Source organism: Mycobacterium sp. Marseille-P9652 (assembly GCF_902652685.1).
GTDB lineage: Bacteria > Actinomycetota > Actinomycetes > Mycobacteriales > Mycobacteriaceae > Mycobacterium.
Genome location: NZ_CACRUY010000003.1, coordinates 89030 through 113498 on the forward strand (window position 1 = coordinate 89030; position 24469 = coordinate 113498).

Consider the following 24469-nt stretch of genomic DNA (forward strand, 5'->3'; position numbering starts at 1 on the left):
CTCAGATCTCGGACAACGCCCCGTCGGGCATGAGGCGGTCCCGCACCTCCACCACGACGTCGGCCGGGAGCCCGGCGCGCGCGGCCGCGGTGCGGATGGCTTCCGGTGACGGGGCCTCGTAGAGGCAATACGTCTTGCGCTTGTCCGCCGACAGGAACGAGTACATCCAGCGAATGCCCTCGTCGTCGTTGATCCGGTTGATCCCGTCGGTGAGCTCGAGGTTCGGGTCGAGCTCTTCGGCGAAGGTGCGCTCGACGATGAAGATGGGCACGGCGGGCTCCTTGTCGCTGTCTTGCGTCGAACCTACGCCGTGTTCAACGGATCGGACCAGCGACTTATTCACCCGGTTCGGCGGCAAGCAGCATCCGCAGGGTCTCCCGCAGCTGGGCCAATCGGCGTTCGCCGAGGACTTCGTTCCACCGGTTTTCGAGAGTGGTTGCATTCGAGCGCATCACGCGCAAGGCCTGGCGGCCGCGGGGCGTCAGTTCGATGATGCGCGCCCGCGCGTCGGCCGGATCGGGCACACGGACGACGTAGCCGTGGCGCTCCAGCGCGGCCACCCCCTGCGCGACGGCCTGACGGCTCACGTTGAGGTGGTCCGCCAGGTCCGACGCGTGCATCCCCCCGCGCGCCAGGGGCACCAAGGCGACCGCCTGCGCCGGCCTGATGTTGTCCAGCCCCGCAGCCTCGAGGGCCGCTCTCAGGCGGGGCACCCCGGCGGCGGCCACGAGGTTGACCAGGGCCGGGACGGTGGGCTCCCACTCGGCGTCCGCAACACGTCGCATGCCGACGAGTGTGCCACGCCGGGGATGATTGACAAGTTGCTTGTCAAATTGCTCCGCGGGTGCCACGATGGCTTGCATGGGAGCTCGCGTTCGGGCAATTGCCGCCCTCCTCGTCCCGGTCCTGGCCGTCGCGCTCGGCGGTTGCCTCGGTGGCCACGCGTCGGGAACGCCTGGGGCGCAGGGAATTCCGGTCGGCCAGTCGAGCCAGACGCTCCAGGCCGGTGGGGCGGCACGGACCTTCCACCTGTACCGGCCGCAGGGGTTGCCCGAGCCGGCCCCGCTGGTGGTGATGCTGCACGGCGGATTCGGCAACGGCGCACAGGCCGAGCGTTCGTATCACTGGGACGCCGAGGCGGACGCCGGGCACTTCCTGGTCGCCTACCCCGACGGCCTCAACCGCGCGTGGAATGCCGGCACCTGCTGCGGCGAGCCGCAGCGCACGAATGCCGACGACGTCGGCTTCATCACCGCGATGGTGGGGTCGATCGAACAGCAGATCCCGATCGATCGCGCGCGCGTCTATGCCACCGGGATGTCGAACGGCGCGATGATGGCGTTGCGGCTGGCATGCCAGACCGACGGCTTCGCCGCGATCGCCCCGGTGGCCGGAACCTTGCTCACCGACTGCTCGCAGGCGCGGCCGACGTCGGTTCTCCAGATCCACGGCACGGCCGACGATCGGGTGCCCTACGGCGGCGGACCCGGGAAAGCCTTTGCCATTAACGGGAATCCGCGCGTCGACGGCCCCTCGGTGGAATCGGTCAACGCCACCTGGCGGGCCATCGACGGCTGCGGGGCGCCGACGTCGAGCACGGCGGGAAGCGTGACCACTCAGACGGCGGGTTGCCCGGGCGGGCGCACGGTGGAGTTGATCGCGGTGGCCGGCGCGGGGCACCAGTGGCCCGGTGGCGACCCGAGCCCGCTGGCCGAACTCGCCGGCATCCCGGCCCCCTCGACCGCGCTCGACGCCACCGACACGATCTGGCAGTTCTTCGCTCATACGCACTGACTCGCCGAACGTCGACTTGTTGCGGTGAATTGGCGCTCCGGGCGGCAACAGGTCGACGTTGGGCGGCCCCTACCCGCGCAGCATCCCGTCGATGAGCCGGTGCAGCACCTCGCCGGTCTCGCGTCGGGCGCGATCCGGGCCCTCCGCGGCGGCGATGTACATGGCCGCCTCGTCGAGCGCGCCGATCAGGACGTGCGCCAACGGCCGCACCGGCTGGTCCGCCAGCTCACCCGCTTTGATCGCCTCGCTCAGCAGCGTCTCGGTCATGCCCAGGCTGTACCGCTGCGCGATCTCGCGGAACCCGGCCCAGCCCAGCACGCTGGGGGCATCCAGCAGCATCAGCTGGCGCACCTCCGGATCGCCCGAGATGTCGAGCCACGCGTCGACCGCGGCCCGGATGGCGTCGGTGGGCGTCGTCGCTCCCGACCCGCCTACGACCGTGGCCATCCGGGCCATCACGTCCTGCTCCACCGCTTCGAACACGTCGCGGAAAAGCGCTGCCTTGTCGGCGAATTGGTGATACATCGCCCCACGCGTGACGCCCGCCGCGGTGGCGATCTCGGGCGTCCCCACCTCGGCGTACCCGCGCTCGCCCCACAGCCGGCGCGCGGCCGCGATCAAGGCGCCCCGCGTCGCCGCGGAGCGCTCTTCCTGGGTCCGTCTCTTGCTTTCCATACAACCTGTTGGTAACTTACGAACAGACAGCCTGTTTGTAAATACATCCGACCTGGGAGCATCCATGCCGACGATCGACATTAGTGCCGGAACCATCCATTACGAAGCAACCGGACCCGAATCCGGCAGACCGGTGGTGTTCGTCCACGGCTACATGATGGGCGGCCAATTGTGGCGCGAGGTAAGCCAACGACTCGCCGGTCGCGGGTTGCGCTGCATCGCTCCCACCTGGCCGCTGGGGGCGCATCCCGAACCACTGCGCCGCGGCGCGGACCGCACGATCGCGGGCGTGGCCGGCATCGTCGCCGAGACGCTGGCCGCCCTCGACCTGCGGGACGTCGTGCTCGTCGGCAACGACACCGGCGGGGTGGTCACCCAACTCGTCGCCGTCCATCACGCCGAGCGTCTCGGGGCGCTGGTGCTCACGAGTTGCGATGCGTTCGAACACTTCCCGCCGCCGGTCCTCAAGCCGGTGATCCTGGCGGCCAAGTCCAAGACGACCTTCAAGGCGGTCGCGCAGGCCATGCGCGTGCCCGCCGCGCGCAAGCGCGCCTTCGACGGCCTCGCGCACACCAACATCGACTCCCTGACCGAGGAATGGGTGCGGCCGGGGCTGTCGAACCCGGCGATCACCGAGGACCTGCGCCAGTTCACGCTGTCGCTGCGCACCGAGGTCACCACCGCGGTGGCGGCCCGCCTGCACGAGGTCGGCGTGCCGACGCTCGTCGCCTGGTCGGCCGGCGATGTGTTCTTCGAACAGGAGGACGGCCGGCGGCTCGCGGCCATCATTCCCGGCGCGCGCCTGGAAGTGATCGCGGGAGCGCGCACGTTCTCGATGCTCGACCAGCCGGACCGCCTCGCCGACCTGCTCTCCGCGGTCGCGGTGCGCGCCTAGCATGGTTCGCACTTCGCGGGCGTGACGCCACGGCGGGAATCGAGCGAAATCTCGCCCTGGCGTTACGCTCGCGGGCATGCAGACACCACTACACGGCCGACGGATACTGGTCACCGGTGGGGCGACCGGTATCGGCGCGGCCGCCGTCGAGGTGCTCGCCGCGGCGTGCGCCCACGTCGCCGCGACGTACCACAACACCGAGCCGCCCGAGGGGCTCGCGGCCACCTGGCTACGCTGCGACGTCCGCGACCCCGACGCCGTAGCCGCAATGGTGGCCGAAGCCGCCGATCGGCTGGGCGGCCTCGACGTTCTGGTCAACGCCGCCGGGCTGTGGCAGGCGGGCATTCCCGGGTACATCGGCGCCGACGACATCTCGTTCCTGCTGGACACCAACGTCAAGGCCACGATCCTCACCAACCAGGCCGCGTATGCCGTCATGAAGGGACAAGGCGGCCGGATCATCAACTTCGGCTCGTCGGAAGCCATTATGGGCAGCCCGATCTCGGCCGTGTACGCCGCCACGAAGGGCGCCGTGCAGGCGTGGACGCGATCTGCCGCCAAGGCCTGGGCCGCCGACAAGGTCACCGTGAACGCGCTGGCGCCGGCGGTGCAGACGCCCGGCTCCGACCGGTTCCGGGAGTTCCTCGGGCCCGAGGCCGGTGCGCTGATCGACCAGCAGATGCAGATGATGATCCCGCTGGGCGGGAAGCTCGGTGACCCCGCGCGCGACGTCGGCCCGATGCTGGTGTTCCTCTCCGGCGAAGGATCCGGCTTCATCACCGGGCAGCTGCTGGCCGTGGACGGCGGCCTGATGATGGTGGGTGGGTAGGGTTTACGCCGATGACCGACGACACGATCCAGGCGTTGCTGCGCAAGCGGATGTCCGACCCGGCAACCGCCGTCAAACACCATGACGTGCAATGGTCTTGGACCGAGTACCTGGCGCAGGCGGCGGCCCGGGCCGCGGCGTTGATCGACGCCGCCGACCGCGACCGGCCGATGCACGTCGGCGTGCTGCTGGGCAATACCCCCGAGATGCTGGCCCAGATGGCGGCCGCCGGGCTGGGCGGTTACGTGCTGTGCGGCCTGAACACGACCCGGCGCGGCGAGGCGCCGGCCGCCGACGTCCGCCGCGCCGACTGCCAGTTCGTGGTCACCGACGCCGAACACTGGCCGCTGCTCGAGGGGCTCGACCTCGGCGGCACCCGCATCCTGGACGCCTCGACGCCGCAGTGGACCGAATTCCTCGGCGGCGCGGGTGATTTCGTCCCGCATCGGGATGTCACGCCGATGGACGCGTTCATGATGATCTTCACCTCGGGAACCAGCGGAAACCCCAAGGCGGTGCAGGTGTCTCACCTGATGGCCACATTCGCCGGACTCAGTCTGGTCGAGCGGTTCGCCCTCACCCAGCAGGACACCTGTTATGTGTCCATGCCCCTGTTTCATTCGAACGCCGTCGTGGCGGGGTGGTCGCCGGCGGTCGTGTCCGGCGCCGCCATTGTGCCGGCGAAGTTCTCGGCCACGCAGTTCCTCGACGAAGTGCGCCGGTACGGCGCCACCTACATGAACTACGTCGGCAAACCGCTCGCCTACATCCTCGCGACCGCCGAGCGCCCCGACGACGCCGACAACCCGCTGCGGGTGGCGTTCGGAAACGAGGCCAACGACAAGGACATCGAGGAATTCAGCCGCCGCTTCGGCGTGCAGGTCGAAGACGGCTTCGGTTCGACCGAGAACGCCGTCATCGTGATCCGCGAGCCGGGGACGCCGAAGGGCTCGATCGGCAGGGGTGTCGACGGCGTCGCCGTCTACAACAGCGACACCGTCACCGAGTGCGCGATCGCGCGCTTCGACGATCGGGGCGCGCTGGCCAACGCCGACGAAGCGGTGGGCGAACTGGTCAACACGATGGGGTCGGGCTTCTTCACCGGGTACTACAACGACCCCGACGCGAACGCCGAACGGATGCGCCACGGCATGTACTGGTCCGGGGACCTCGCGTACAAGGACGCCGACGGCTGGATCTACCTCGCGGGCCGCACCGCCGACTGGATGCGGGTGGACGGCGAGAACCTGGCCGCGGCGCCGATCGAGCGGATCCTGCTGCGGCACAGCGCAATAAACCGGGTCGCGGTGTACGCCGTCCCCGACGAACGGGTGGGCGACCAGGTGATGGCGGCGATCGTGCTCAACGAGGGCCGCACGCTGGGCCCCGACGAGTTCGAAGCCTTCCTCGATGCGCAGCCCGACCTGTCCCCCAAGGCGCGCCCCCGCTACGTCCGCCTCGCCGCCGACCTGCCCAGCACCGCCACCCACAAGGTGCTCAAGCGCCAGCTGACCGCCGAGGGCACGGGGGTGCCGCACGGTGAGACGCTGTGGGAGCGCGAACCCCGCGGCACGGCATATCGGGACGCTACGGATCGCGGGGTGTCCGGCGCCGGATCTGCCCCTTCGGCCGTCGCACCCGTTTGACGGGATCCTGCGTTGTGCCCGAAGCGATTTCGTCGCGCAGTTGAGCGATGTTCGAGATCTCCGCGTACAGGCCGCGGATGGAGTAGTCGAGCACCGCGAGGGAGAAGCGCTGCTCCGGGTCGTCGGTGATGCCGAGATCGCGCGAGCGCTGCCGCGACCACAGCGCCTCGTCCAGCCGGGCCCGCGTCGCCTCGAGATGCCGGTCGAGGAGGTCCACGACGTGTTCGGGGTTCTCGCCGCGCGCGAGCCACGTCTGCAGGATGACGGGGTGCTTGATGACGACGCGCTCCTGCTCCGGGAAGTACTGGAGCCAGCGGCGCAACGCGTCGAGTCCTTCATCGGTGGTTTCGTACACTGTGATGGCGCGCTTGCCGGACTGGACTCCGGTCTCGCGGGCCAGGCCGCGGTCCTGCAATCGGCTCAGCTCGCGCCGCACGTGGCTGACCGACGGCGACCAGTAGAAGTGGCCCACCGACAGTTCGGCACGCGTCTTGATCTCGCCGGCCGTGAGCTGCTCGTCGTTGGCCGCGAGCACGCCCAGAACGAGGTAGGCGGTGACCGGCAGGTCGTCGCCGAAGCGGTTGCGGCTCATGGTGACCCGGTGAAGTAGGGCTGAAAATAGGGCAAAGTCACGTCATTGCCCACGGCGTGGAACTCCACCCGCACGCGCATGCCGATCCTCAGCGTGTCGGGCGCGACGCCCACGATATTGGTGAGCATCTGGTAGCCCTCGTCCAGGGTGACGATGGCCGGCGCATAGGGGGGTGCGAACTCCGCGGTCACCGGCCGGTGCACCACCGTCCAGCTGTACACCTCGCCGAGGCCGTCGCTGCGCGTCCAGCGCACCTCTGACGAAAGGCACTGCCGGCAGTGCTCGGTGGGCGGGAAGTTCGACGCGCCGCAGTCCGCGCAGCGCTGGTAGCGCAGTTCCCCGGACCGGCAGCCGTCCCAGAAGGGGACGCTCAGCTGGCTGCTCGCGTGCGGAACGGGGCCCCGCTGGGGCCGGAGCGCGGTCATCGCGGTTCGTCTCCCAGGATCAGGACCGTGGTGAACAGGGCGCCCGCTCCCCCGTTGCTGCACAACGCGATATGCGCGTCGGGCACCTGCAGGTCACCGGCCTCACCGCGCAGCTGCTGCACGGCCCGGATGGCCCGCTGCATCATCTGCGGATTGGAGCCCGCGTGGCTGAAGGACATTGTGCCTCCGTCCGTGGTGATGGGGTGGCTGCCGTCGATGGCGATGTGGCCATCGGCGACGAACGGACCGCCCTCGCCGTCCCCGCAGAATCCGAAAGCCTCGAGCTGCCGGATGATCTCGAACGAGAACGGGTCGTAGAGCTCGAGGACGTCGACGTCGCCGGGGCCCAGCCCGGCGTGGGCGAACGCGCACTGGGCCGCGCGCCGTCCGACGACGCCGTTCACGTCATCGCCGCGCCGCCCGGCGAGGTCCCAGGCGGGCGGGTGCTGATACGACGGGCCGTGGAAGTCGGCGCCGCTGCCGAGCACGTAGATCGGCCGGCCCGCGGTGTCGACCGTCTCGATGTTCGCCACGACCAGTGCGCACCCACCCTCGGAGGTGGTCGCGCAGTCGAGCAGGTGGAACGGTTCGGCGATGGGCCGCGACGCGGTGATGTCGTCCGGCGTGAAGGGGCCTCTCTGGTAGTACACCGCTTCGGGGTTGCGCGACCCGTTGTTGCGGATGGTCGCGGCCACGAGCGAAAGCTGTTCCCGCGTAGTGCCGTAGGTGTGCATGTGCCGCCGCGCGATCAGGGCGAACTCGGCCGCCGTGAACATGCCCCAGGGGGCGACGAACTCGTTCTCGGGCCGGGTCCACGGGGCGGTGGCCTGGTGGTCGCGGTATTCGCCGGCCTGCGCGGCGACCAGCACCACTACGTCCGCCATCCCGTGCTCGATCGCCGTGGCCGCCTCGGTGATCATGCCGACGCCGAAGCCGAGACCCTGCCAGGCCGGCCCGAGGCGCAGGTCGTAGATCAGCGCGGTCGACAGCGGACCGGCGCTGATCCCGTCGACGTGGTCGAGGGTGAGGCCGGCGTCGTCGAGCGCGCCCCGAATCGCCTTCAGCGCCAGGCTTCGTGACGTCTCACCGTCGAGGCGTCGCCCCTGCCGTGTGTTGTGCACGCCGACGATCGCCGCCGTTCTAGTTTTCATCCGCGACCACCCCCAGATAGGTGCCGACGATGTCGTAGTCCCGCCCGTCCCGGCGGATGCGGCCGATCGTGGTGGCTCGGGCCGGCGCGGTTCCGGCCTCTACGACGTCGATTCGCACGTCCACGGGGCGCGCGGTTTCGGGATCGGTGATCTCGACGACCATCGCCACGGCGCGCTCGGCTTCGTCCCAGTCGACGCCGGTGATGCGGTGGCGGGCGGTCAACTCCATCACCACCGAATCCTGGCGCACCAAAAACCGGACAGCAGCGCACAATTCGCCCGCGCGCGGCGGCACGCACAGGGTGACCGCCATGTCACAGGCCCCTGGGCCGGCTGCTGATCGCGCCGGCCTCGTGCAGCTCGGCCAGGCCCGATTCGGCGTGCCCCAGCAGGCCGGTCAGGACCTCGGCGGTGTGCTGACCGTACAGCGGCGGGACGCGGCGAATCCAGCGCCGCGGCCTGCCGGCGAACGCGAACGGCATGCCGGTACACAGGAAGGATCCGGCCACGGGGTGGTCGATCCGTTCCCAGAAGCCGCGCGCGAGCAGCTGTGGGTCGGTCAGCAGCGCCCCGGCCGGCGTCACAGGCGCGGCCGCCACGCCGCGCCCGCGCAGCGCCTCGACCGCCTCGGCCGGCGAGCGCCGGGCGGCCCAGGCCGAGATCAGCTTGTCCAACTCGTCGGCGCGGTCCCGCCACTCCGACTCGGCGAGAGGAGGAGCCCCGATCAGGGTCGCCAACCCGGTTCGCGCGGCGTCGTCCAGGGCGGCCAGCGCGATCCACTCGTCGTCACCCGCACAGGGATACACGCCCTGAGGAGTCGCGCCGGGACCTCGGTTGCCGTTGCGGCGCAGCTCGATTCCGCTGCCGGAGTACTCCAGCAGCATCTCGGCGGCCACGTTCAGCGCCGACTCCACCATCGTCGCCTCCACCCGCATGCCCACGCCGAGCCGGTCGCGGACGACCAGCGCGGCGACCGCCGCGAAGGCGGCGTGCAGCCCCGCGATCGGGTCGCACACGCCGCGCGGGATCACCGGCGGGCCGTCCGCGTGCCCCGTCATCCACGCCATTCCGGTTGCCTGCTCCATGGTCTGGGCGAAGCCGACGCGGTCGCGCCAGGGGCCGTCGAGGCCGAACGCCGGCATCCGGACCATGACGGCGCGGGGATTGGCCGCCCGCACGGTGTCCCATTCCAGTCCGAAGTTCTCCATCACCCGCGGCGAGAAGTTCTCGATGACGAGATCGCTTGCCGCGATGAGCCGCAGGGCGATCGCTCGCCCGGCGGCGGTGCCGAGCTCCGCGGTGATGCCGCGCTTGTTGTTGTTGCTGCACAAGAAGACCGGGCCCCACTCCCACCACCGGTCCCAGGTGGGCGGGCGGCCGCCGGCGAACCGCAGCCCGTCGGGCCGGCGCACCCCCTCGATCTTGACGACGTCGGCGCCCAGCGCGCCGAGCAGCTGGGTGGCGACCGGCCCCGCCCAGAAGGCGGTGAAGTCGGCGATCCGGATGTCCGCCAACGGGAGTACGTCCGAAGCGGTTTCCGTTAGGGCCGCACGCGGCGGCCAGTGGACGCGGCCGTTGTCGGCGCCGAGGGCGGGCGGATGGCCGGGCGGCCGGGTGAGGATGGCGTCGCTGCGATAGGGCACGCGCGGCTGCAGCGCCCCGCTGCCCGGCTCGACGAACACCCCCCGCTCGACAAAGTGGTCGATCGTGGGCAGCGTGGCGGGGGTCGCGATGGGCGCCACGGGGATCCGGAAGGCCACCGCGAGGTCGACTATTTCGTCGGTGGTGCGCCTTCGGGTCCAGCGGGTGACCATGTCCAGGAACTCGTCGCGGCGCGCGACCCGCCCGTCGAACGACGCGAACCCGTCATCGCCGACCAGGTCGGCGCGGTCGATCATCACCAGGAAGTCCTGGAATTGCTGGGCGGTGATGGTGCAGAAGCCGACCATGCCGTCGGCCGTGGGAACGATCGACGGCAACTCCAGGCTGCGTTGCTGCAGAGGGGAATCCGCGCCCAGGACGCTTGACGACATGGCCGACAGTCCGCCCATCGCAATGGCCATCGCCTCGTACGTGGAAACGTCGACGACCTCGCCCCGGCCGGTCCGCAGGGCGTGCCGGGTGGCGGCCGCCGCGACGGCTGCGGCGAACGTGCCCGCCAGCCATTCACCGAGGCGGCCCCCGGCCTGGACCGGTTCGTCGCCGGGCCAGCCACGGCCGTGAATCGACCCGCACAGCGCCTGCAGGATGAACTCGTTGGCGACGAGCTGCTGGTCGACGTAGGGACCCGACGTCCCGAACGGCGTCACGGCGACCACCACGGCGGCGGGGCCGGTGCGCCGAGAGATGTCACCGAGGGTCCACCCGTCGGTCAGGTCCGTGAGCACGACGTCGGCGCCGCGCAGCAGCGCCGCAACCTCGTCCTCGTCGCGGTTGACAATCGACTTCTTGCCGGCGGCGAGGTAGGCGAACAAGGCGCCAGGCGGCCCACCCGCCGACCAGCACCGCATCGAATCTCCCCGTCCTGACTCGACTTTCACCACGTCGGCGCCCGCGTCGGCGAGCATCTTGCCGCAGTACGACACCGGGATGCCGTTGGACAGCTCCACCACGCGCCAGTCGGCGAACGGCGCTTGGGCTTCCACCGGTCAGTCGCCCAGCGTGGTCGCGCGCCCGGCGATGCCAGCCACCTCCGCCGTCACCGGCGCCGACCCCTGCGCCTGCAGCGCGAACTGGGTCATCCGGGTCCACGCGTCGCGGTCACGTTGGCTCGCCCGATGACCGACGTGGGTGACGACGTCGACGTCGGTGGCCTGGGCGCGCAGCTGTCCGGCGCGGGCGTGTTCCTTCGGAATGTGCCGGAACGGGTCGAAAGAGTAGGCGGCCATGGCGTTTTCGTGGGTGATCTTGTCGATGACCGCGTCGTCGAGGTGGCCCATGGTCTCCATCACGTCCTCGGGCGCGAACGGCCAGTTGCTGTCCGAATGCGGAAAGTCGGACTCCCAGCACAGCATGTCCTCGTTGAACCAGTCCATGTTGCGCACGCCGACCTTGTCGCTGATGAAGCAGGTGTAGAAGTGGCGCTTGAACACGTCGGTCGGTCCCGCGTAGCCCGGCGGGAAACTGGCCAGGGTCCAGCCGGAATGACGCCGGTAGACGTGCTCGGCCCGCCACAGGAAGTACGGCATCCAGCCGACATCGCCCTCGGTGAGCGAGAACTTGATGTCCGGGAAGTCGGCGTAGAACTGGGCCCAGATCAGTTCGGTGAAGGTGAACATGCTCATCATCGACGAGGCCGTCATCATCACGCTCGGTGGGGCGTCCGTCGACACCATCGGCGACCGCGAGGCCGACCCCACGTGGGTGCACAGCACCGTCTTGTTCTCGCAGGCCGCCTCGAACAGCGGGTACCAGTACTTGGTGTGAATGCTCGGCATCTGCAACGCCTCTGGGTTCTCCGAGAACGTCACCGCGTGGCAGCCCTTGTCGGCGAGCCGCTTGACCTCGCGGGCGGCCTCGGCCACGTCGAACAGCGGCAGGATGCCGCACGGGATGAACCGGCCGGGGTGCGCCGCGCACCACTCGTCCACGTGCCAGTCGTTGTAGGCCTTGATCATCACGAGGTTGACGTCGCGGTCGGGCCCCTGGTTGAGCACCTGGCCCGAGAAGCCCGGGAAGTTGGGGAAGTTCAAGCCGGCCAGCTGACCCCCGGCGTTCATGTCGCGGATGCGCTCGTCGACGTTGAAGCAGCCCGGCCGCATCTCGTCGTACCGCGAGGCGTCGACGTTGTACATCTCGCGCGGCTTGCCCGCGACGGCGTTGAGCCCCATGTTCCGGCCGCGGATGTCGCCGTAATACCACTGCTGGATTCCGTCGGGCTCGATGACGACCCGGGGGGCCAGGTGCCTGTACTTCGCGGGAACGTGCGCGTCGAACATGTCTGCCGGCTCGGCGATGTGGTCGTCCACGCTGATCAGGATCAGGTCGTCCTTGTGCATGGCGCTCCCTCGGTCGGGGACTAGTAGACAATGTGTGCGGCCGCACTGTCAACGGCGGTGGCAGCCGGCCGCCTCCTACGCCAAGATTGCCGTTGTGGCTGTGATTTGGCGGGATTCATAACCGTCACCGCGAACTCGTGCGATGACCCGGCACGCTCGCCCGGCGTAGGGACCGCGGACTAATAGTTTCTTTTCCGTCAGGGGTAGCCCCGACGCCCGGCCATGGTCTATGCATATGTCCATGGCCGAGAATGAGGCGTTTCGGGATGCCCCGAAATCGCTCGCCGCGTGGCAGTTCTTCCAGCAGATGCTCGCCGACGTCACGAAAGTCGTGACCGAGGACGCCGAGTCGGAGCGCGAGCTGCTCGAGGGTCTGCGGGTGATCGCGCGGACGTCGTCGCTGTGCGCGCAGCTGTCCGTCGAGGCCGATCCCGACCGGCCGGCGTTCTTCGACATGTGCTCGGACACCAGGATGGTCGGCGGACCCAACCCGGACGGCAACTATTACCTCGCCATGATCCGCGGCGACCGGCGCTACCGGATCACCGGCACCCGGGGCACGACCGCCTACCTCGGGTTCCAGATCCTCGCCGGCACCGGCCTGACACCGCGGCGCATGGCGAACTACCTCAGCGACGTCGACCTCGTGGTGGACGACGGTGAGTTCGTGCTGGTGCTTTCAGCGGACGAGCCTGATGACCTCGCCGGCGCGCAGTGGGTGGAGATCCCCGCGGACGCGTCCTCGGTCGTCGTCCGCGAATACATCGGCGACGCGGCCGCGGAGCAACTCGGCACATTGCGCATCGAGGCCCTGGACCCAGGCCCCGTGGCACCGCTCACCGATGACGAGCTCGCCGACCAGTTCACCGCGATGGCGTGGACCCTGATGAAACTCCTGACGCTGCACCGCACCATCAAGCCCGAGCTCCTCGACCGTCCCAACGCGCTGGTGACCGCGGAGGCCGCCGACCTGGGGGCCGCCGACACCACCCCGGACAACCTGTACATGATGGGCACCTTCCGGCTCGAGCCCGGCGAGGCGCTGCTGCTCGACCTCGAACCGCCGGATACGCGGTACTGGAATGTCGCGCTGGAAAGCGTCTGGCACGAATGCCTCGAGCCGCGCCGCAGGCACAGTTCGGTGACCAACCGGGCGGTGCGCCCGGACGCCGACGGTCGGGTGCGCATCGCGGTCTCGGAGCGCGACTACGGGTTTGGCCACTGGCTTGACACAGGTGGCCGACGGCGCGGGTTCCTGACGGTGCGCTGGCTCGACAACCCCGCCCCGCCCGATGTGACGGTATCGGTTCGCCGACAAGGCAATCCGGCGTGACGCTGCGGGCGCGATTCGACCCCGACCGGCTCGTCGCCACCGCCTGCGCGGAGACGGGATTCGACGACTTCGGCGACGACGGCTGGCAGGCCGGGCTGCACTGCCTCACCGAGGGCCTCGTCAACGAGGCCCGGCTCTCGCCCATCGGCGTGGAGATCGCCCACCTCGACGTTATGCGCGCCCTGAAGAACCGGCTCGACGTAATCGGCTGGCGCAAGCAACATCCCGAGATCGCCGACAAGCCGATCACCCGGCCGATCGTCATCGTCGGCCAGCCGCGCACCGGCACCACCATCCTCTACGACCTGCTCGCCCAGGATCCCGACCTGCGGGCGCCGCTGACGTGGGAGGTCGACGCGCCGTGCCCGGTGCCGCAGCCCGAAACCTACGAGACCGACCCGCGCATCGCCCAGACCCAGGCCGGCATCGAGCTCTCCGAGCAGATCGTCCCGGGCTTCCTGGCGTATCACCCCATGGGCGCCCAGGTGGGGCAGGAGTGCGTCCGCATCACGGCCAGCGAGTTCACCAGCATGATCTTCTCGGTGCAGTACCGCCTGCCGAGCTACTACCGCTGGCTGCTCTACGAGGCCGACCACACCGGCGCCTACCGCTTCCACCGGATCTTCCTGCAGCACTTGCAGTCCGGCGTGCCGGGTCAGTGGCTGCTGAAGTCGCCGGCGCACCTCTGGCACCTCGACAACCTGCTCGCCGAATATCCCGACGCCCTGATCGTCCAGACGCACCGCGACCCGCTCAACGTCATCTCGTCGATCGCCGCCCTCACCCACCACCTGCGGCGGATGGCCAGCGACGAGTCCGACATCGCCGAGTGCGCGGCCCAGAATTACGAGGAGATCGCCGTCGGCCTCGACCGCGCGATGGCGCTGCGCGACAGCGGCGTTGTGCCCGAGGGCCGCGTTATCGACGTGCTGTACCGCGATTTCGTCGCCGACCCGTGGGCGACGATCGGACACATCTACGAAAGGCTCGGCCGCCAGCTGCTACCCGGCACCGAGCAGAGGATGCGCGACTTCCTGGCCGCCCACCCCGGCGACGGGGGACGTGGCCGGTACACCTGGTCGGACACCGGGCTCGACGCGGGCGAGGTGCGGGAGCGGGTCAGCGCCTACCAGGAGCGGTACGGAGTGCCGACCGAGGAATTGAAGTAGCCCGCGCCCGCTCCGCTGGCCGAGCCGCTTGCGGCTCAACTACTTTCGCGGCAGACCGAGGATCATCTGGGCGATGATGTTCAATTGGATTTCCCTGGTTCCGCCGCCGATGAGCTCGGCGGGCAGATGCAAATAGGGTTCCACGATGGCGGGATCGGACTCGGCCACCATCGCCACCCGACCCGTCAACTGCAAAGTGGCCTGGAAGGTTCGGCGCAACAGCACGTTCATGGCCACCTTGGCGATGCTCGACGCCGGGCCGGACGCCTGCCCGTCGAGCAGGCGGATGGTCTCGCGAACCCCGAGCGCGCGGATGGCGTTGGCGTAGGCGTCGAGTTCACCCAGCGCCCGCACGGCGTCGTCACGTTCCGGGCCGGGTTCGGCCGCGAGCGCGCGCAATGCCACCGCCCGGTCGAACTTGACGTATCCGCCGATGGCCGAACGCTCTTCGGCCATCGTCGAAATGGCCAGGCCCCAACCGTCGGTCGGGCCGCCCAGCAACATGTCGTCGGGAATGAAGACGTCGTTGAGGAAGACCTCGTTGAAGTGTGACTGCCCGGTGGCGGTCTTGATCGGCTGGACCTCGACCCCGGGCGCCCGCATGTCGAGGATGAAGTAGCCGATGCCGCGGTGCTTGCTGGCTTCGGGGTCGGTGCGCGCCAGCAGGGCACCCAGGTCTGCGTACTGGGCCAGCGAGGTCCAGATCTTGTGACCGTTGATCTGCCAGCCGCCGTCGACCTTGGTCGCCCGGGTGGTCAACGACGCGAGGTCTGATCCGGCGCCCGGCTCGCTGAACAACTGACACCACAGGATGTCACCGCGTTGCGTCGCCGGGATCAGCTTCTCCTGCAAGTTTTTTGGCGCCGCCGCGATCACGGACGGCAGGATCCACTCGGCGATGTTCAGCGACGGCCGGACCAGCCCGGGCCGCTTGGCGAACTCCTCGTCGATGATGAGCTGTTTGAGCGGATCCGCGTCGACGCCCCACGGCGCCGGCCAGTGCGGGGCCATGAGGCCGGCGTCGGCGATCAGCGTGCGCTGCGGCCCGGTGGCCAGATGCTCGTAGTCGCCGTTCGGTGCGGGTTTGTCGTTGCGCAACTGCATTGCCGCATCCAGCGTTTCGGCGACCCAGGACCGGAACTCCGATTCGGCGTCACCAAGATTGACCGACATGTCGCGTTGCAGGGTGCGCGTCAGTTCGCCCAGCCGCCGAGCCCAGCGATTGGCCGGACCGATCGACGCCGCCAGGCTGATGGCCCGACGCCAGTACAAGTGCACGTCGTGTTCCCAGGTGAAACCGATGGCGCCGAGCATCGTCAGGGAATCAAGAACCAAATCCGGTATCGGCGATACGGCAATCACCGCGGCCCCGGCCGCGGCCAGGCGGTGCTGGACGGGGGGCTCGTCCACGGCGCGCACCGCATCCCATGCCGCCGCGGTCGCCAACTCGCTGTTCACCAGCAGCATCGCCGCGCTGTGCTGCAGCGCCTGGAAGGTCCCGATCACCTTGCCGAACTGTTCCCTGGTGCGCAGGTGTGCGGTGACGGCGTCGACGCACCACTGCGCGATACCGGCGGTCGTGCTGGCCACCAGGCTGACGACGACGTCGGCGGCCCGGTCCGGGTCGATTCCGGTGAGAACGTCGGACGCTGCCGCCTCGTAGTCGGCCAGCCGCAGCACGGCCACGTCGGCGACGAGGTCGGTGCCGGACACGGATTCTACTGTTGCGGAGCCACTTCCGGTGTCGACAACGATCCACACAACGTCGTCGCCCTCGGCCCGGGCGCCGACCAGGACTGCGCGGGCCGCAGCGGCGCCCGGTGTGACCTTCGACGTGCCCGAGACCAGCCAGCTCTGCCCGGCGGCGCGCGCCCGGAAGTCACCTTCGTCCGGGAGGACGATCGCGGCGGGTGCGCCGGAGGCGAGATCGCGGAGCAGCGATTCGGCGCTCGGGGTGTTGTCGGCCAATAGGGCCACGGCTCCCGTCGACACGGTGGGCAGCAGCGGCCCAGGCAGCAGCGCCTTGCCCGCCGACTCCAGCACGCACGCGGCGTCGCTCAGCCGGCCGCCCTGTCCGCCCACATCCTCCGGCAGATGGACCGCGTGAAATCCGTTCGCAACCAGTGCATCCCACCACTCCGGCAGCTCCCCGGCAGCCAGCGCGTCGAACGTTTCCCGCGTGGCGGCGATGGGAGCGTGCCGGGCGGCGAACTTTTCGACGGCGTCGGCGAGGTCTTGCTCCTCGGGGGTCAGACCCAAAGTCATGCGCAGGGCCGCCAAGGGGCTAGCGTGGGCCGCACGGGCTGATATCCTCCCTTACAAGACGGACCGTCTCGTCTTGTGGGGACATTACGGCGCGCCCTGTGAGATGTAAAGCTGGGCCGGGCCCGAGGAAGCGGGGATCAGCGGATGCCGACCGACACTCGGGCGAGCGCCCCCAGGCGCCGCAGCGAGCGGTCGCGCACCGCGATCGTCACAGCGACCCGGGAGTTGTTGCTCGAGCGCGGATTCGACGGCCTGACGATCGAGGCGGTCGCCGCACGCGCGGGCGTCGGGAAGCAGACGATCTATCGCTGGTGGCCCAGCCGGCCCGCGCTCGTCGCCGACGTCATGCTCGAGGACGCCGACACGATCCTCGCGTCGGTCAACCACACCGGCGACCTGGCCGAGGACCTGGTGCGCTGGGTGGGCAGGCTCGTCGCCAGCCTCACGACGGCCCGCGGCTCGGCCATGCTGCGCATCCTGACCGTCGCCTGCATGGAGCACGAGGACACCGCCATTCGGTTGCGCTCCGGGTTCAGCGCGCCGCTGCACGACAGCGTGCGGGCGCGACTGCTGGCCGACGGCATCGACGAGGCGGCCGCCGAGTCGGCCGCGGACGCCATCGTCGGCGGGGTGGTGTACCCGATAATCTCTGGTGCCCAGCACTATTCGCGTCGGCGCGCTGAGCTGACGACGCGGCTCATCGTCGACGCGCTGAACCACGCGTAGGAGCCGAGTGGACGACGACTGCCTGAAGCTGACCGCCTACCTGGCCGAGCGACGCCGCAACCGCGACGGCTTCGTCTCCGACGCTCTGCTCGGCCTCTACGGACGCCACAACATCGCGACCAGCATCGTGCTGCGCGGCATCGGCGGTTTCGGGTCCGGCCGCCTGCTCAGGACCGACGAGTCGCTGACGCTGTCCGAGGACCCGCCCGTGGCGATCGTGGCGGTCGACACCAGGCCCAGGATCGAGGCGCTGCTCGACCCCGTGCTCGCCGTCAAGCAGCGCGGCCTCGTCACCCTCGAGCGGGCGCGGTTGCTGCGCGACGGGATCGGGCCGGTACGGCCGGCCGACGAGCTGCACGAGGCCGTCAAGCTCACCATCTACGTCGGGCGCAGGGAGCGGGTCGACGGCGTGCCCGCGTACGTCGCGCTCTGCGACCTCATGCATCGGCGCCAACTCGCCGGCGCCTCGGTATTTCTCGGCGTCGACGGCACCGCCCGCGGGGAGCGCCGGCGCGCCCGGTTCTTCGGACGCAACACCGACGTCCCGATGATGATCGTCGCGGTCGGCTCCGGGGAGCGCATCGGACGGGTGCTGCCGGAGCTCGCCGGTCTGCTGGAGCAGCCGATGATCACCCTGGAACGGGTCCGCGTGTGCAAGCGCGACGGCGAACTCCTCGAACGGCCGCACGCCCTGCCCGGCACCGATGAGCGCGGGCTGCCGCTATGGCAGAAGCTGATGGTGTACACCTCGGAATCGGCCCTCCACGGCGGCGTGCCGATCCACCGGGCGCTGATCCAGCGGCTGTGGGCGCGCAGCACACCCGACGGCGCCACGGTGCTGCGCGGTGTGTGGGGTTTCCACGGCGATCACCGGCCGCACGGCGACCGACTGCTCGCGCTGAGCCGGCGCGTCCCCGTCGTCACGATCGTCGTCGACACCCCCGCCAACATCGCCGAATCCTTCGACGTGGTCGACGAATTGACCCGCGACGAGGGCCTCGTCACCAGCGAGATGGTGCCCGCACTGGTGTCGGACGAGGGCGAGAACGGCAGGCCTCCCCTGGCCCATCACAACTATTGATGGCGGCGACCCGCATCGCCCGGCCACGCCGCGCTCGCGATCACCGCGAGACCGATGGCGGCGACCCGCATCGCCCGGCCACGCCGCGCTCGCGATCACCGCGAGACCGATGGCGGCGACCCGTTATTAAGAGAAGTCAGCCGGCGACCGAAGCGTCATAGATCGACTGGATCGCCTCGTCCAGCGTCGCGTTGAACTGCTCGTCGGACTGGTCGACCGACAGCCCCTCGGTCAGCGCGCGGCTGAAGCTGGCGATCAAACCGGTGTTCTTGGCCAGCAGCTCGTTGGCCTCCTCGCGCGAATAGCCGCCGGAGAGGGCCACCACCCGCATGACCTTCGGGTGCTCGATCAGCGGGCGGTAGAAGTTGACCTCGCTGGGCAGGCTCAGCTTGAGCATCACCCGCTGGCCGTCCGGCACCGTCTCGAGCTGCTTGGTGATCTCGTCGCGCAACATCTCCTCGGCCTGGGACTTGTCCGGGATCGAAATGGTCACCTCGGGTTCGATGATCGGCACGAGGCCATGCGACAGCACCTGATGGGCGACCTCGAACTGCTGGGCGACCACCGCCGCGATGCCGTCGGCGTTGGCGCCGCCGATCACCGACCGCTCCTTGGTGCCGAAGACTCCCTTGCCGACGGCCCGCTCCAGCAGACCATCGAGGCCGGGCATCGGCTTCATCAGCTGCACGTCGTGCGAGGCCTCGGCCAGGCCCTTGTCGATCTTGAGGATCGGCACCACACCCTTGGTTTCCCACAGGTAGGTGGTCGACCTCTGTCCCGCGATCTCGCGGTCCATGGTCTGCTCGAACAGGATCGCCGCGAGCACCCGGTCGCCGTTGAAGACCGGCGAGGTGATGATCCTCGACCGCATCTGGTGGATCAGGTCGAACATCTCCTCCTCGGAGGAGTATTCGCTTTCCTCGATGCCGTACAGGCGAAGAGCCTTTGGCGTCGAGCCACCGCTCTGGTCGAGCGCCGCGATGAATCCTTGGCCCGACGTCATCCGTTCGGCTTGCTTCTCGTTCGGCATGAAACTCTCCACTCCCTCGTGGCCCCCAGGCTCGATCTCGGCCGATCATATGCCGTCGGCTAGCGGCCGTAACTCGGCGCCGACCCGGTTACGGCGCCGACTTGCGGGTGGGCCATACCGCCATCCGATCGAGGAGCCGGTCGCGCAGGCCGAACGTGTGGAACAGCACCGCGCAGACGTGGGCGGTGAACGCCAGGAAAAGCAGGAGGGCAAGGGCGCCGTGCAGCTGGCGGAGCGCCGCATACACGTCGATGTTGCGCGGCGCGATCGCGGGCAGGTGGAGGCTGCCGACGAGGATGACGGGTAGCCGGGCCGCCGACAGCATCGCCCAGCCGGTCAGGGGCTGCGCCAGCAGGAGCGCGTACAGCAGGTACTCCGACAACGACGCGACCCGCCGTTCGGCGGGGCCCATGCTGGCGGGGAAGGGCGGCAGCCGGTGGGCGAACCGGTTGGCCAGGCGCACGACGGCGAACAGCAGGATCGCGACGCCGAGCGGCCGGTGGATGGCCAGCAGCAGCGGATAGAGCGCCAGCGACGCGACCATGGCGACGCCGATCAGCAGCTGTGTGATCACCATCGGCGCCATCAGCCAGTGCAGGATGCGGGACGAGAGCGCGAAACGAGCTGGCGCCGAAGCCTTTTCCGCTGTCATTTGAGGACCTCACTGACGTTGACCGCGCTGGGCGACTTCGGCTCCTCGGCGCGCCGGGTGAACGAGCGCGCGTAGACGGCCGACCTCGCGGCAAGCAGGGGGTCGTCGGAGGCGGCGATGCCGTCGGGCAGCACGAGCGGGTCGAAGTTGATGTCGCGGGCGTTGCCGGCGGCTTCGGTCTGCACGGCGTCGAGGGTGACGATGCCGGCGTCGACGGTTCGCCGCGCGGGCGGCCAGGGTTTGGTGGCGTCGTCGGTCGGGTCGCCGGGCTCACCGACCGTGAGCACCAGCCGCCACGCGAGCGGGCGCCGAGCGAGTGCGCGGATGACATCGTCGAACAGGTAATCCTGTGCCGGGGACGGCGCCACGTCGGACCCCTGTTGCGGAACGACCGACCAGCGCACCGGGACCGTGACGCCGGCACCGTTGGTAAAGCGGAAGGCGTTCAGCGAGTGAAAGGCGCTGTCGGCGAACCCCGCACTCGGCGCGGCCTGCTTGATGATCTTCATCGCCGCGGCCGTCTCGGGGTGACGCGCGAGGAACGCGGCCATCGCCTGCGGGTCCGGCTTGCCCGTCGCGGGCACCGGCTTGGATGCGAGTAAGCGCTCGTAGAACCCCTGCGGGGTGCTGTCCGGGAACACCGGGATGTTGATCATCGCCGTCCGCCACTGCTGCCCGTCCGAGCTCTGCAAGAGCAAGCCCAGCCCGCGCACCGTGTCCGGCTTGTCGGCCTGGTCCGGCAGGCCGCCCGACAGGGAGAAGCGGGCGACGACGGGAACGGCGCCCGGCCGGAAGACCGCCGCGCGGGACAGCTCCGCGCCGGCGCCGGTGCTGGTGAACGTTCCCGTGGCGCTGAGCCCCTTGGCGTGGTTGCGCCGGAAACCGTCGTGACGGCCGTAGACGCTTTCGAACCGGTCGGCGAACCCGGACGGCGTCAGCGTGCTCAGCGGCCCCGGCCGCAGCCAGTCGCCGGCGTAGGCGAACGCGCCCACGTCGACCGCCGCGAACCCCGCGACCGCCCCCATCCCGAGCAGGGCGTGCCGACGCGTCAGCGCACCGGAGGGCGCGTGTGGCGATTCGTCCGCGTCTCCATCGGTCTCCATGCCACCGTCCTTCCCGGGCCGATCAAATGGTCTGCGATCAATCCCTCACGAGTCGGCGCCGCGCGCAACCGCTGGGGTCGCAACTCCCGGTCAAACCACGTGCCGACGCGGCGTTTCGTTCGGTCGATCGGACGCGTCGTACGGGCGAGTGGCCGCCCCGCGGGCGCAGCGCTACCGGCGTGGCGCGCCACGTGTCCTACAATCAACTGAATGCATGTGGCCGCGCAGCACTCGGTGAATCGAGGAGTGCGCTCGCTTCATAACCAGGCGGTTTCCGCGGGGTTGAATCAACAGCCCTGGTCAGCGGTGGTCTTTGGGAGAGCGAGCGGTGTGCCGCAGAGACGAATGTGAGATACAGCATGGTCGAACAATTCGGGGAAACAGTCGGTCCGACGCCGTTCCAGGTGGGCAAACAGCAGGTTGACCAAGCGGTCGTGCTCACCGTCGCGGGCGAGGTGGACATGCTCAGCGCCCCGCAACTGACCGAGGCGATTCAGACGGCCCTGGCGGCCCGGCCCGCGGCGTTGATCGTGGACCTGTCCAAAGTCGACTTCCTCGCGTCGGCCGGGATGACCGTGCTGGTCACCGCCCAGGCCGAGGTCGAGCCGCCCACCCGGTTCGCCGTGGTGGCGCACGGGGCGGCCACCAGCCGGCCCATCAAGCTGATGGGCATCGACAGCGTCCTGCCCCTGTACAGCACGCTCGACGACGCGCTGAGCGACATCGCCGATCGGTGAGCGTCTACCGGGGTGGGAACGCAGCTGGAACCGTTGGGACGCTCTGATCACCGGCCGAACAACATGCCTGACATCGACGACCGATCCCGCTTCGCGCGAACGCGAGTTTCCGCCGACGCACGAAGCGCCGCGCGGGCGCGGGCGGAGTTTTCCGCGTGGCTGAAGGGACGTTTCTCGCTCGACGATGAGCGGTTCAACGACGTCCTGCTGGCCGTGAACGAGGCCATCGCCAACGCCGCGGAGTTCGCCTACGTCGATGCGCCCGGACCCGGGACGCTGGACGTCACGGCGGCCTACGACGCCGACTCCGACACCCTCGCGGTCCGCGTCGACGACGAGGGCCGCTGGCGCGAGAAGGTGCCGCAGGCCGCTGGGGCGCTGCAGCAACTGCGGGGGCGAGGGATCCCCTTGATGCGGACGCTCGCCGACGAGGTCACGATCGACCGCACGCCGGGCGGCACCCGCGTCAAGCTGATCTGGTCCGGCCTCACCCGCGACCGTTGACAGTTCCAGAAATCGGTCGTGTGGCCTGTCGCCCGAGCGCCGTGAGGGATACGCTACGTCAAGTAGCGAAATAGCCGTCCGGCGCGAGGAGTGACCCATGTTCGACCTGAAGATCACCGGCGGCACCGTCGTCGACGGCACGGGCGCCGAGCGCTACCGCGCCGACGTCGGCATCAGGGACGGCAAGGAGGTCGACGTCGTCCGCCGGGCCGCAGACGGGGGCGGCCTCGAGAAGGCCGAGGCGGCCGAAACCATCGATGCGACCGGGCTTGTCGTCGCCCCCGGATTCGTCGACATCCACACCCACTACGACGGACAGGTCAGCTGGGACAGCCTGCTGGAGCCGTCGAGCGGTCACGGCGTGACCACCGTGGTGGTGGGAAACTGCGGGGTCGGCTTCGCCCCCGTCCGGCCGGGGCGGGAGCAATGGCTCATCGAGCTGATGGAGGGCGTCGAGGACATCCCCGGGACCGCGCTCACCGAGGGCATCACCTGGGGCTGGGAGACCTACCCCGAATACCTCGACGCCATCGGCACGCGGAAGTTCGCGGTCGACGTCGGCAGCCAGGTGGCACACGGTGCCGTCCGCGCGTACGCGATGGGCGAACGCGGCGCCCGCAACGAGCCCGCCACGCCCGAGGACATCGCGGCGATGGCCCGGCTGGTTCAGGAGGCCGTCGAGGCCGGCGCGCTCGGGTTCTCGACCTCGCGCACACTCGGCCACCGCGCGATGGACGGCGAACCCGTGCCCGGCACCTACGCCGCCGAGGACGAGCTGTTCGGTCTCGGCCGCGCGATGGCGGCCGGCGGTCAGGCCGTCTTCGAGCTCGCGCCGCAGGGCGTGGCCGGCGAGGACATCGTCGCCCCCAAGAAGGAACTCGAGTGGATGCGGCGGCTGGCCGGCGAAATCGATCGCCCGGTCTCGTTCGCGCTCATCCAGGTCGACGCCGACCCGAAGCTCTGGCGCGAGCAACTCGACCTCTCCGCCGACGCGCACGCGGCGGGCAGCCGGCTCTACCCACAGGTCGCGGCGCGCCCGTTCGGCATGATGATCGGCTTCCAGGGCCACCACGGATTCAGCCACCGGCCGACCTACCGCAAGCTCAAGGCCGAATGCAGCCGCGAGGAACTCGCGCAGCGCCTCGCCGACCCCGCGGTGAAGGCCGCGATCCTCTCGGAGGACGACCTGCCCGTCGACCCGACCATGCTGTTCGACGGCATGTTCGCCCTCGTGCAGCACTCCCTGCACCGGCTGTACGCGCTGGGCAACCCGCCCGACTACGAGCCCACGCCCGACCGCACGGTGGCCGCGATCGCCCAGGCGCGCGGTGAGGATCCGCTGTCGACGCTCTACGACCTGATGCTCGAGGCGGATGCCACCTCCATGCTGATGCTGCCGCTGTACAACTACGCCGACGGCAACTGCGACGCCATCCGCGAGATGCTGATGCACCCCGCCGGCGTGCTGGGCCTGTCCGACGGCGGCGCGCACTGCGGGATGATCTGCGACGCCTCCTATCCGACGTTCCTGCTGACGCACTGGGCGCGGGACCGCCGCCGCGGCGAGAAGCTCTCGCTGGAGTACGTGATCCGCAAGCAGTCGCGCGACACCGCGCACCTGTTCGGGCTGACCGACCGCGGCACCATCGAGCCCGGCAAGAAGGCCGACATCAACGTCATCGACATGGACAAGATCCGGCTGCACCCGGCGGCAATGGCCTACGACCTGCCCGCCGGCGGAAACCGCATCCTGCAGGGCGCCAGCGGATACAAGGCGACGGTCGTGAGCGGGGCGGTGACGCGGCGCGACGATGTCGACACCGGGGCCCGCCCCGGCCGCCTGGTGCGCGGGGCGCGCTGAGGG

General features: G+C 69.7%; 24 protein-coding genes. 11 read left to right on the forward strand and 13 right to left on the reverse strand.

Features of this window, described 5'->3' with window-relative positions; genetic code table 11:
• Position 1: 1 nt before the first annotated feature.
• Positions 2-271 (reverse strand): DUF4242 domain-containing protein, encoded by a 270-nt coding sequence (locus GPY60_RS03095; protein ID WP_156686118.1) that lies wholly within the window; start codon positions 269-271, stop codon positions 2-4.
• A 64-nt stretch (positions 272-335) separates the two neighbouring features.
• Positions 336-785, reverse strand: a complete 450-nt coding sequence (locus tag GPY60_RS03100) for a MarR family winged helix-turn-helix transcriptional regulator (protein ID WP_156686119.1) — start codon at positions 783-785, stop codon at positions 336-338.
• 76 nt (positions 786-861) lie between these two features.
• Here GPY60_RS03100 and GPY60_RS03105 point away from each other — a divergent pair, with 76 nt between their 5' ends.
• A complete protein-coding gene (locus GPY60_RS03105) occupies positions 862-1794 on the forward strand; it encodes an extracellular catalytic domain type 1 short-chain-length polyhydroxyalkanoate depolymerase (RefSeq protein ID WP_370462642.1) in 933 nt (310 codons plus the stop codon).
• 69 nt (positions 1795-1863) lie between these two features.
• On the opposite strand, the gene GPY60_RS03110 is transcribed toward GPY60_RS03105, so the two are convergent.
• The gene (locus GPY60_RS03110; RefSeq protein ID WP_156686121.1) at positions 1864-2469 is read right to left on the reverse strand and encodes a TetR/AcrR family transcriptional regulator; all 606 of its coding nucleotides are present in this window, start codon (positions 2467-2469) and stop codon (positions 1864-1866) included.
• A 64-nt stretch (positions 2470-2533) separates the two neighbouring features.
• On the opposite strand from GPY60_RS03110, the gene GPY60_RS03115 reads away from it, so the two are divergent.
• From GPY60_RS03115 to fadD1, 3 genes are all read left to right on the forward strand, one after another.
• Positions 2534-3364, forward strand: coding sequence for an alpha/beta fold hydrolase (locus tag GPY60_RS03115; RefSeq protein ID WP_156686122.1), 831 nt, complete (start codon positions 2534-2536; stop codon positions 3362-3364).
• 76 nt (positions 3365-3440) lie between these two features.
• Positions 3441-4193, forward strand: a complete 753-nt coding sequence (locus GPY60_RS03120; RefSeq protein ID WP_156686124.1) for an SDR family NAD(P)-dependent oxidoreductase — start codon at positions 3441-3443, stop codon at positions 4191-4193.
• Between the two features lie 11 nt (positions 4194-4204).
• The gene (gene fadD1 / locus GPY60_RS03125) at positions 4205-5839 is read left to right on the forward strand and encodes a fatty-acid--CoA ligase FadD1 (protein ID WP_156686126.1); all 1635 of its coding nucleotides are present in this window, start codon (positions 4205-4207) and stop codon (positions 5837-5839) included.
• On the opposite strand, the gene GPY60_RS03130 is transcribed toward fadD1, so the two are convergent.
• Genes GPY60_RS03130 through GPY60_RS03155 form a run of 6 tightly spaced genes read right to left on the reverse strand, consistent with a single transcriptional unit; the run spans position 5781 to position 12005 of the window.
• Positions 5781-6431, reverse strand: a complete 651-nt coding sequence (locus tag GPY60_RS03130; RefSeq protein ID WP_156686128.1) for a PadR family transcriptional regulator — start codon at positions 6429-6431, stop codon at positions 5781-5783. The genes fadD1 and GPY60_RS03130 overlap by 59 nt on opposite strands.
• Positions 6428-6856, reverse strand: a complete 429-nt coding sequence (locus GPY60_RS03135; protein WP_156686130.1) for a Zn-ribbon domain-containing OB-fold protein — start codon at positions 6854-6856, stop codon at positions 6428-6430. The genes GPY60_RS03130 and GPY60_RS03135 overlap by 4 nt, the downstream gene beginning before the upstream one ends.
• Positions 6853-8007, reverse strand: coding sequence for a thiolase family protein (locus GPY60_RS03140; protein WP_156686131.1), 1155 nt, complete (start codon positions 8005-8007; stop codon positions 6853-6855). Before GPY60_RS03140 ends, GPY60_RS03135 begins: the two co-directional genes overlap by 4 nt.
• A complete protein-coding gene (locus tag GPY60_RS03145; protein ID WP_156686133.1) occupies positions 7997-8320 on the reverse strand; it encodes a hypothetical protein in 324 nt (107 codons plus the stop codon). The genes GPY60_RS03140 and GPY60_RS03145 overlap by 11 nt, the downstream gene beginning before the upstream one ends.
• Before the next feature lies 1 nt (position 8321).
• Positions 8322-10652, reverse strand: coding sequence for a CaiB/BaiF CoA-transferase family protein (locus tag GPY60_RS03150; protein ID WP_156686135.1), 2331 nt, complete (start codon positions 10650-10652; stop codon positions 8322-8324).
• A 3-nt stretch (positions 10653-10655) separates the two neighbouring features.
• Positions 10656-12005: an amidohydrolase family protein gene (locus GPY60_RS03155; RefSeq protein WP_156686137.1), complete on the reverse strand. Its 1350-nt coding sequence runs from the start codon at positions 12003-12005 to the stop codon at positions 10656-10658.
• Positions 12006-12246: 241 nt separating this feature from the next.
• Here GPY60_RS03155 and GPY60_RS03160 point away from each other — a divergent pair, with 241 nt between their 5' ends.
• Both GPY60_RS03160 and GPY60_RS03165 read left to right on the forward strand, forming a co-directional pair.
• Positions 12247-13338: a DUF1214 domain-containing protein gene (locus tag GPY60_RS03160; protein ID WP_231639275.1), complete on the forward strand. Its 1092-nt coding sequence runs from the start codon at positions 12247-12249 to the stop codon at positions 13336-13338.
• Positions 13335-14507, forward strand: a complete 1173-nt coding sequence (locus GPY60_RS03165; protein WP_156686140.1) for a sulfotransferase family protein — start codon at positions 13335-13337, stop codon at positions 14505-14507. Before GPY60_RS03160 ends, GPY60_RS03165 begins: the two co-directional genes overlap by 4 nt.
• 39 nt (positions 14508-14546) lie before the next feature.
• Here the strand turns inward: GPY60_RS03165 and GPY60_RS03170 are convergent, their stop codons facing one another.
• Positions 14547-16772, reverse strand: coding sequence for an acyl-CoA dehydrogenase (locus tag GPY60_RS03170; protein WP_156686294.1), 2226 nt, complete (start codon positions 16770-16772; stop codon positions 14547-14549).
• Between the two features lie 144 nt (positions 16773-16916).
• On the opposite strand from GPY60_RS03170, the gene GPY60_RS03175 reads away from it, so the two are divergent.
• Entirely contained in the window at positions 16917-17498 is a 582-nt protein-coding gene (locus GPY60_RS03175) for a TetR/AcrR family transcriptional regulator (protein WP_156686142.1), read from the forward strand.
• 7 nt (positions 17499-17505) lie between these two features.
• Positions 17506-18579: a DUF190 domain-containing protein gene (locus GPY60_RS03180; RefSeq protein ID WP_156686143.1), complete on the forward strand. Its 1074-nt coding sequence runs from the start codon at positions 17506-17508 to the stop codon at positions 18577-18579.
• 136 nt (positions 18580-18715) lie between these two features.
• On the opposite strand, the gene GPY60_RS03185 is transcribed toward GPY60_RS03180, so the two are convergent.
• The 3 genes from GPY60_RS03185 to GPY60_RS03195 all read right to left on the reverse strand — a co-directional run bounded on the left by GPY60_RS03185 (position 18716) and on the right by GPY60_RS03195 (position 21364).
• Positions 18716-19609 carry a fructose bisphosphate aldolase gene (locus GPY60_RS03185; protein ID WP_156686146.1) on the reverse strand — a complete coding sequence of 298 codons (894 nt, stop codon included), beginning with the start codon at positions 19607-19609 and terminating at the stop codon, positions 18716-18718.
• Between the two features lie 88 nt (positions 19610-19697).
• A complete protein-coding gene (locus tag GPY60_RS03190; protein ID WP_156686148.1) occupies positions 19698-20261 on the reverse strand; it encodes a cytochrome b in 564 nt (187 codons plus the stop codon).
• The gene (locus GPY60_RS03195; RefSeq protein ID WP_304610687.1) at positions 20258-21364 is read right to left on the reverse strand and encodes a catalase family peroxidase; all 1107 of its coding nucleotides are present in this window, start codon (positions 21362-21364) and stop codon (positions 20258-20260) included. The genes GPY60_RS03190 and GPY60_RS03195 overlap by 4 nt, the downstream gene beginning before the upstream one ends.
• Positions 21365-21723: 359 nt before the next feature.
• Here GPY60_RS03195 and GPY60_RS03200 point away from each other — a divergent pair, with 359 nt between their 5' ends.
• The 3 genes from GPY60_RS03200 (at position 21724) to GPY60_RS03210 (ending at position 24466) form a co-directional block, all read left to right on the forward strand.
• Positions 21724-22101: an STAS domain-containing protein gene (locus GPY60_RS03200; protein WP_156686149.1), complete on the forward strand. Its 378-nt coding sequence runs from the start codon at positions 21724-21726 to the stop codon at positions 22099-22101.
• Between the two features lie 63 nt (positions 22102-22164).
• Positions 22165-22605, forward strand: coding sequence for an ATP-binding protein (locus GPY60_RS03205; protein ID WP_156686151.1), 441 nt, complete (start codon positions 22165-22167; stop codon positions 22603-22605).
• Between the two features lie 97 nt (positions 22606-22702).
• Positions 22703-24466 (forward strand): N-acyl-D-amino-acid deacylase family protein, encoded by a 1764-nt coding sequence (locus GPY60_RS03210; protein ID WP_156686153.1) that lies wholly within the window; start codon positions 22703-22705, stop codon positions 24464-24466.
• Positions 24467-24469: the final 3 nt, after the last annotated feature.

Excerpts from the sequence above, each read along its gene's own strand:
- GPY60_RS03210 (WP_156686153.1), top strand. The coding sequence starts at position 22,703 with ATGTTCGACCTGAAGATCACCGGCGGCACCGTCGTCGACGGCACGGGC.
- GPY60_RS03155 (WP_156686137.1), bottom strand. The coding sequence starts at position 12,005 with ATGCACAAGGACGACCTGATCCTGATCAGCGTGGACGACCACATCGCC.
- GPY60_RS03140 (WP_156686131.1), bottom strand. The coding sequence starts at position 8,007 with ATGAAAACTAGAACGGCGGCGATCGTCGGCGTGCACAACACACGGCAG.
- GPY60_RS03120 (WP_156686124.1), top strand. The coding sequence starts at position 3,441 with ATGCAGACACCACTACACGGCCGACGGATACTGGTCACCGGTGGGGCG.
- GPY60_RS03170 (WP_156686294.1), bottom strand. The coding sequence starts at position 16,772 with ATGACTTTGGGTCTGACCCCCGAGGAGCAAGACCTCGCCGACGCCGTC.
- GPY60_RS03110 (WP_156686121.1), bottom strand. The coding sequence starts at position 2,469 with ATGGAAAGCAAGAGACGGACCCAGGAAGAGCGCTCCGCGGCGACGCGG.
- fadD1 (WP_156686126.1), top strand. The coding sequence starts at position 4,205 with ATGACCGACGACACGATCCAGGCGTTGCTGCGCAAGCGGATGTCCGAC.
- GPY60_RS03185 (WP_156686146.1), bottom strand. The coding sequence starts at position 19,609 with ATGCCGAACGAGAAGCAAGCCGAACGGATGACGTCGGGCCAAGGATTC.
- GPY60_RS03190 (WP_156686148.1), bottom strand. The coding sequence starts at position 20,261 with ATGACAGCGGAAAAGGCTTCGGCGCCAGCTCGTTTCGCGCTCTCGTCC.
- GPY60_RS03115 (WP_156686122.1), top strand. The coding sequence starts at position 2,534 with ATGCCGACGATCGACATTAGTGCCGGAACCATCCATTACGAAGCAACC.
- GPY60_RS03105 (WP_370462642.1), top strand. The coding sequence starts at position 862 with ATGGGAGCTCGCGTTCGGGCAATTGCCGCCCTCCTCGTCCCGGTCCTG.
- GPY60_RS03135 (WP_156686130.1), bottom strand. The coding sequence starts at position 6,856 with ATGACCGCGCTCCGGCCCCAGCGGGGCCCCGTTCCGCACGCGAGCAGC.
- GPY60_RS03205 (WP_156686151.1), top strand. The coding sequence starts at position 22,165 with ATGCCTGACATCGACGACCGATCCCGCTTCGCGCGAACGCGAGTTTCC.
- GPY60_RS03200 (WP_156686149.1), top strand. The coding sequence starts at position 21,724 with ATGGTCGAACAATTCGGGGAAACAGTCGGTCCGACGCCGTTCCAGGTG.
- GPY60_RS03160 (WP_231639275.1), top strand. The coding sequence starts at position 12,247 with ATGGCCGAGAATGAGGCGTTTCGGGATGCCCCGAAATCGCTCGCCGCG.
- GPY60_RS03130 (WP_156686128.1), bottom strand. The coding sequence starts at position 6,431 with ATGAGCCGCAACCGCTTCGGCGACGACCTGCCGGTCACCGCCTACCTC.
- GPY60_RS03175 (WP_156686142.1), top strand. The coding sequence starts at position 16,917 with ATGCCGACCGACACTCGGGCGAGCGCCCCCAGGCGCCGCAGCGAGCGG.
- GPY60_RS03145 (WP_156686133.1), bottom strand. The coding sequence starts at position 8,320 with ATGGCGGTCACCCTGTGCGTGCCGCCGCGCGCGGGCGAATTGTGCGCT.
- GPY60_RS03100 (WP_156686119.1), bottom strand. The coding sequence starts at position 785 with ATGCGACGTGTTGCGGACGCCGAGTGGGAGCCCACCGTCCCGGCCCTG.
- GPY60_RS03195 (WP_304610687.1), bottom strand. The coding sequence starts at position 21,364 with ATGGAGACCGATGGAGACGCGGACGAATCGCCACACGCGCCCTCCGGT.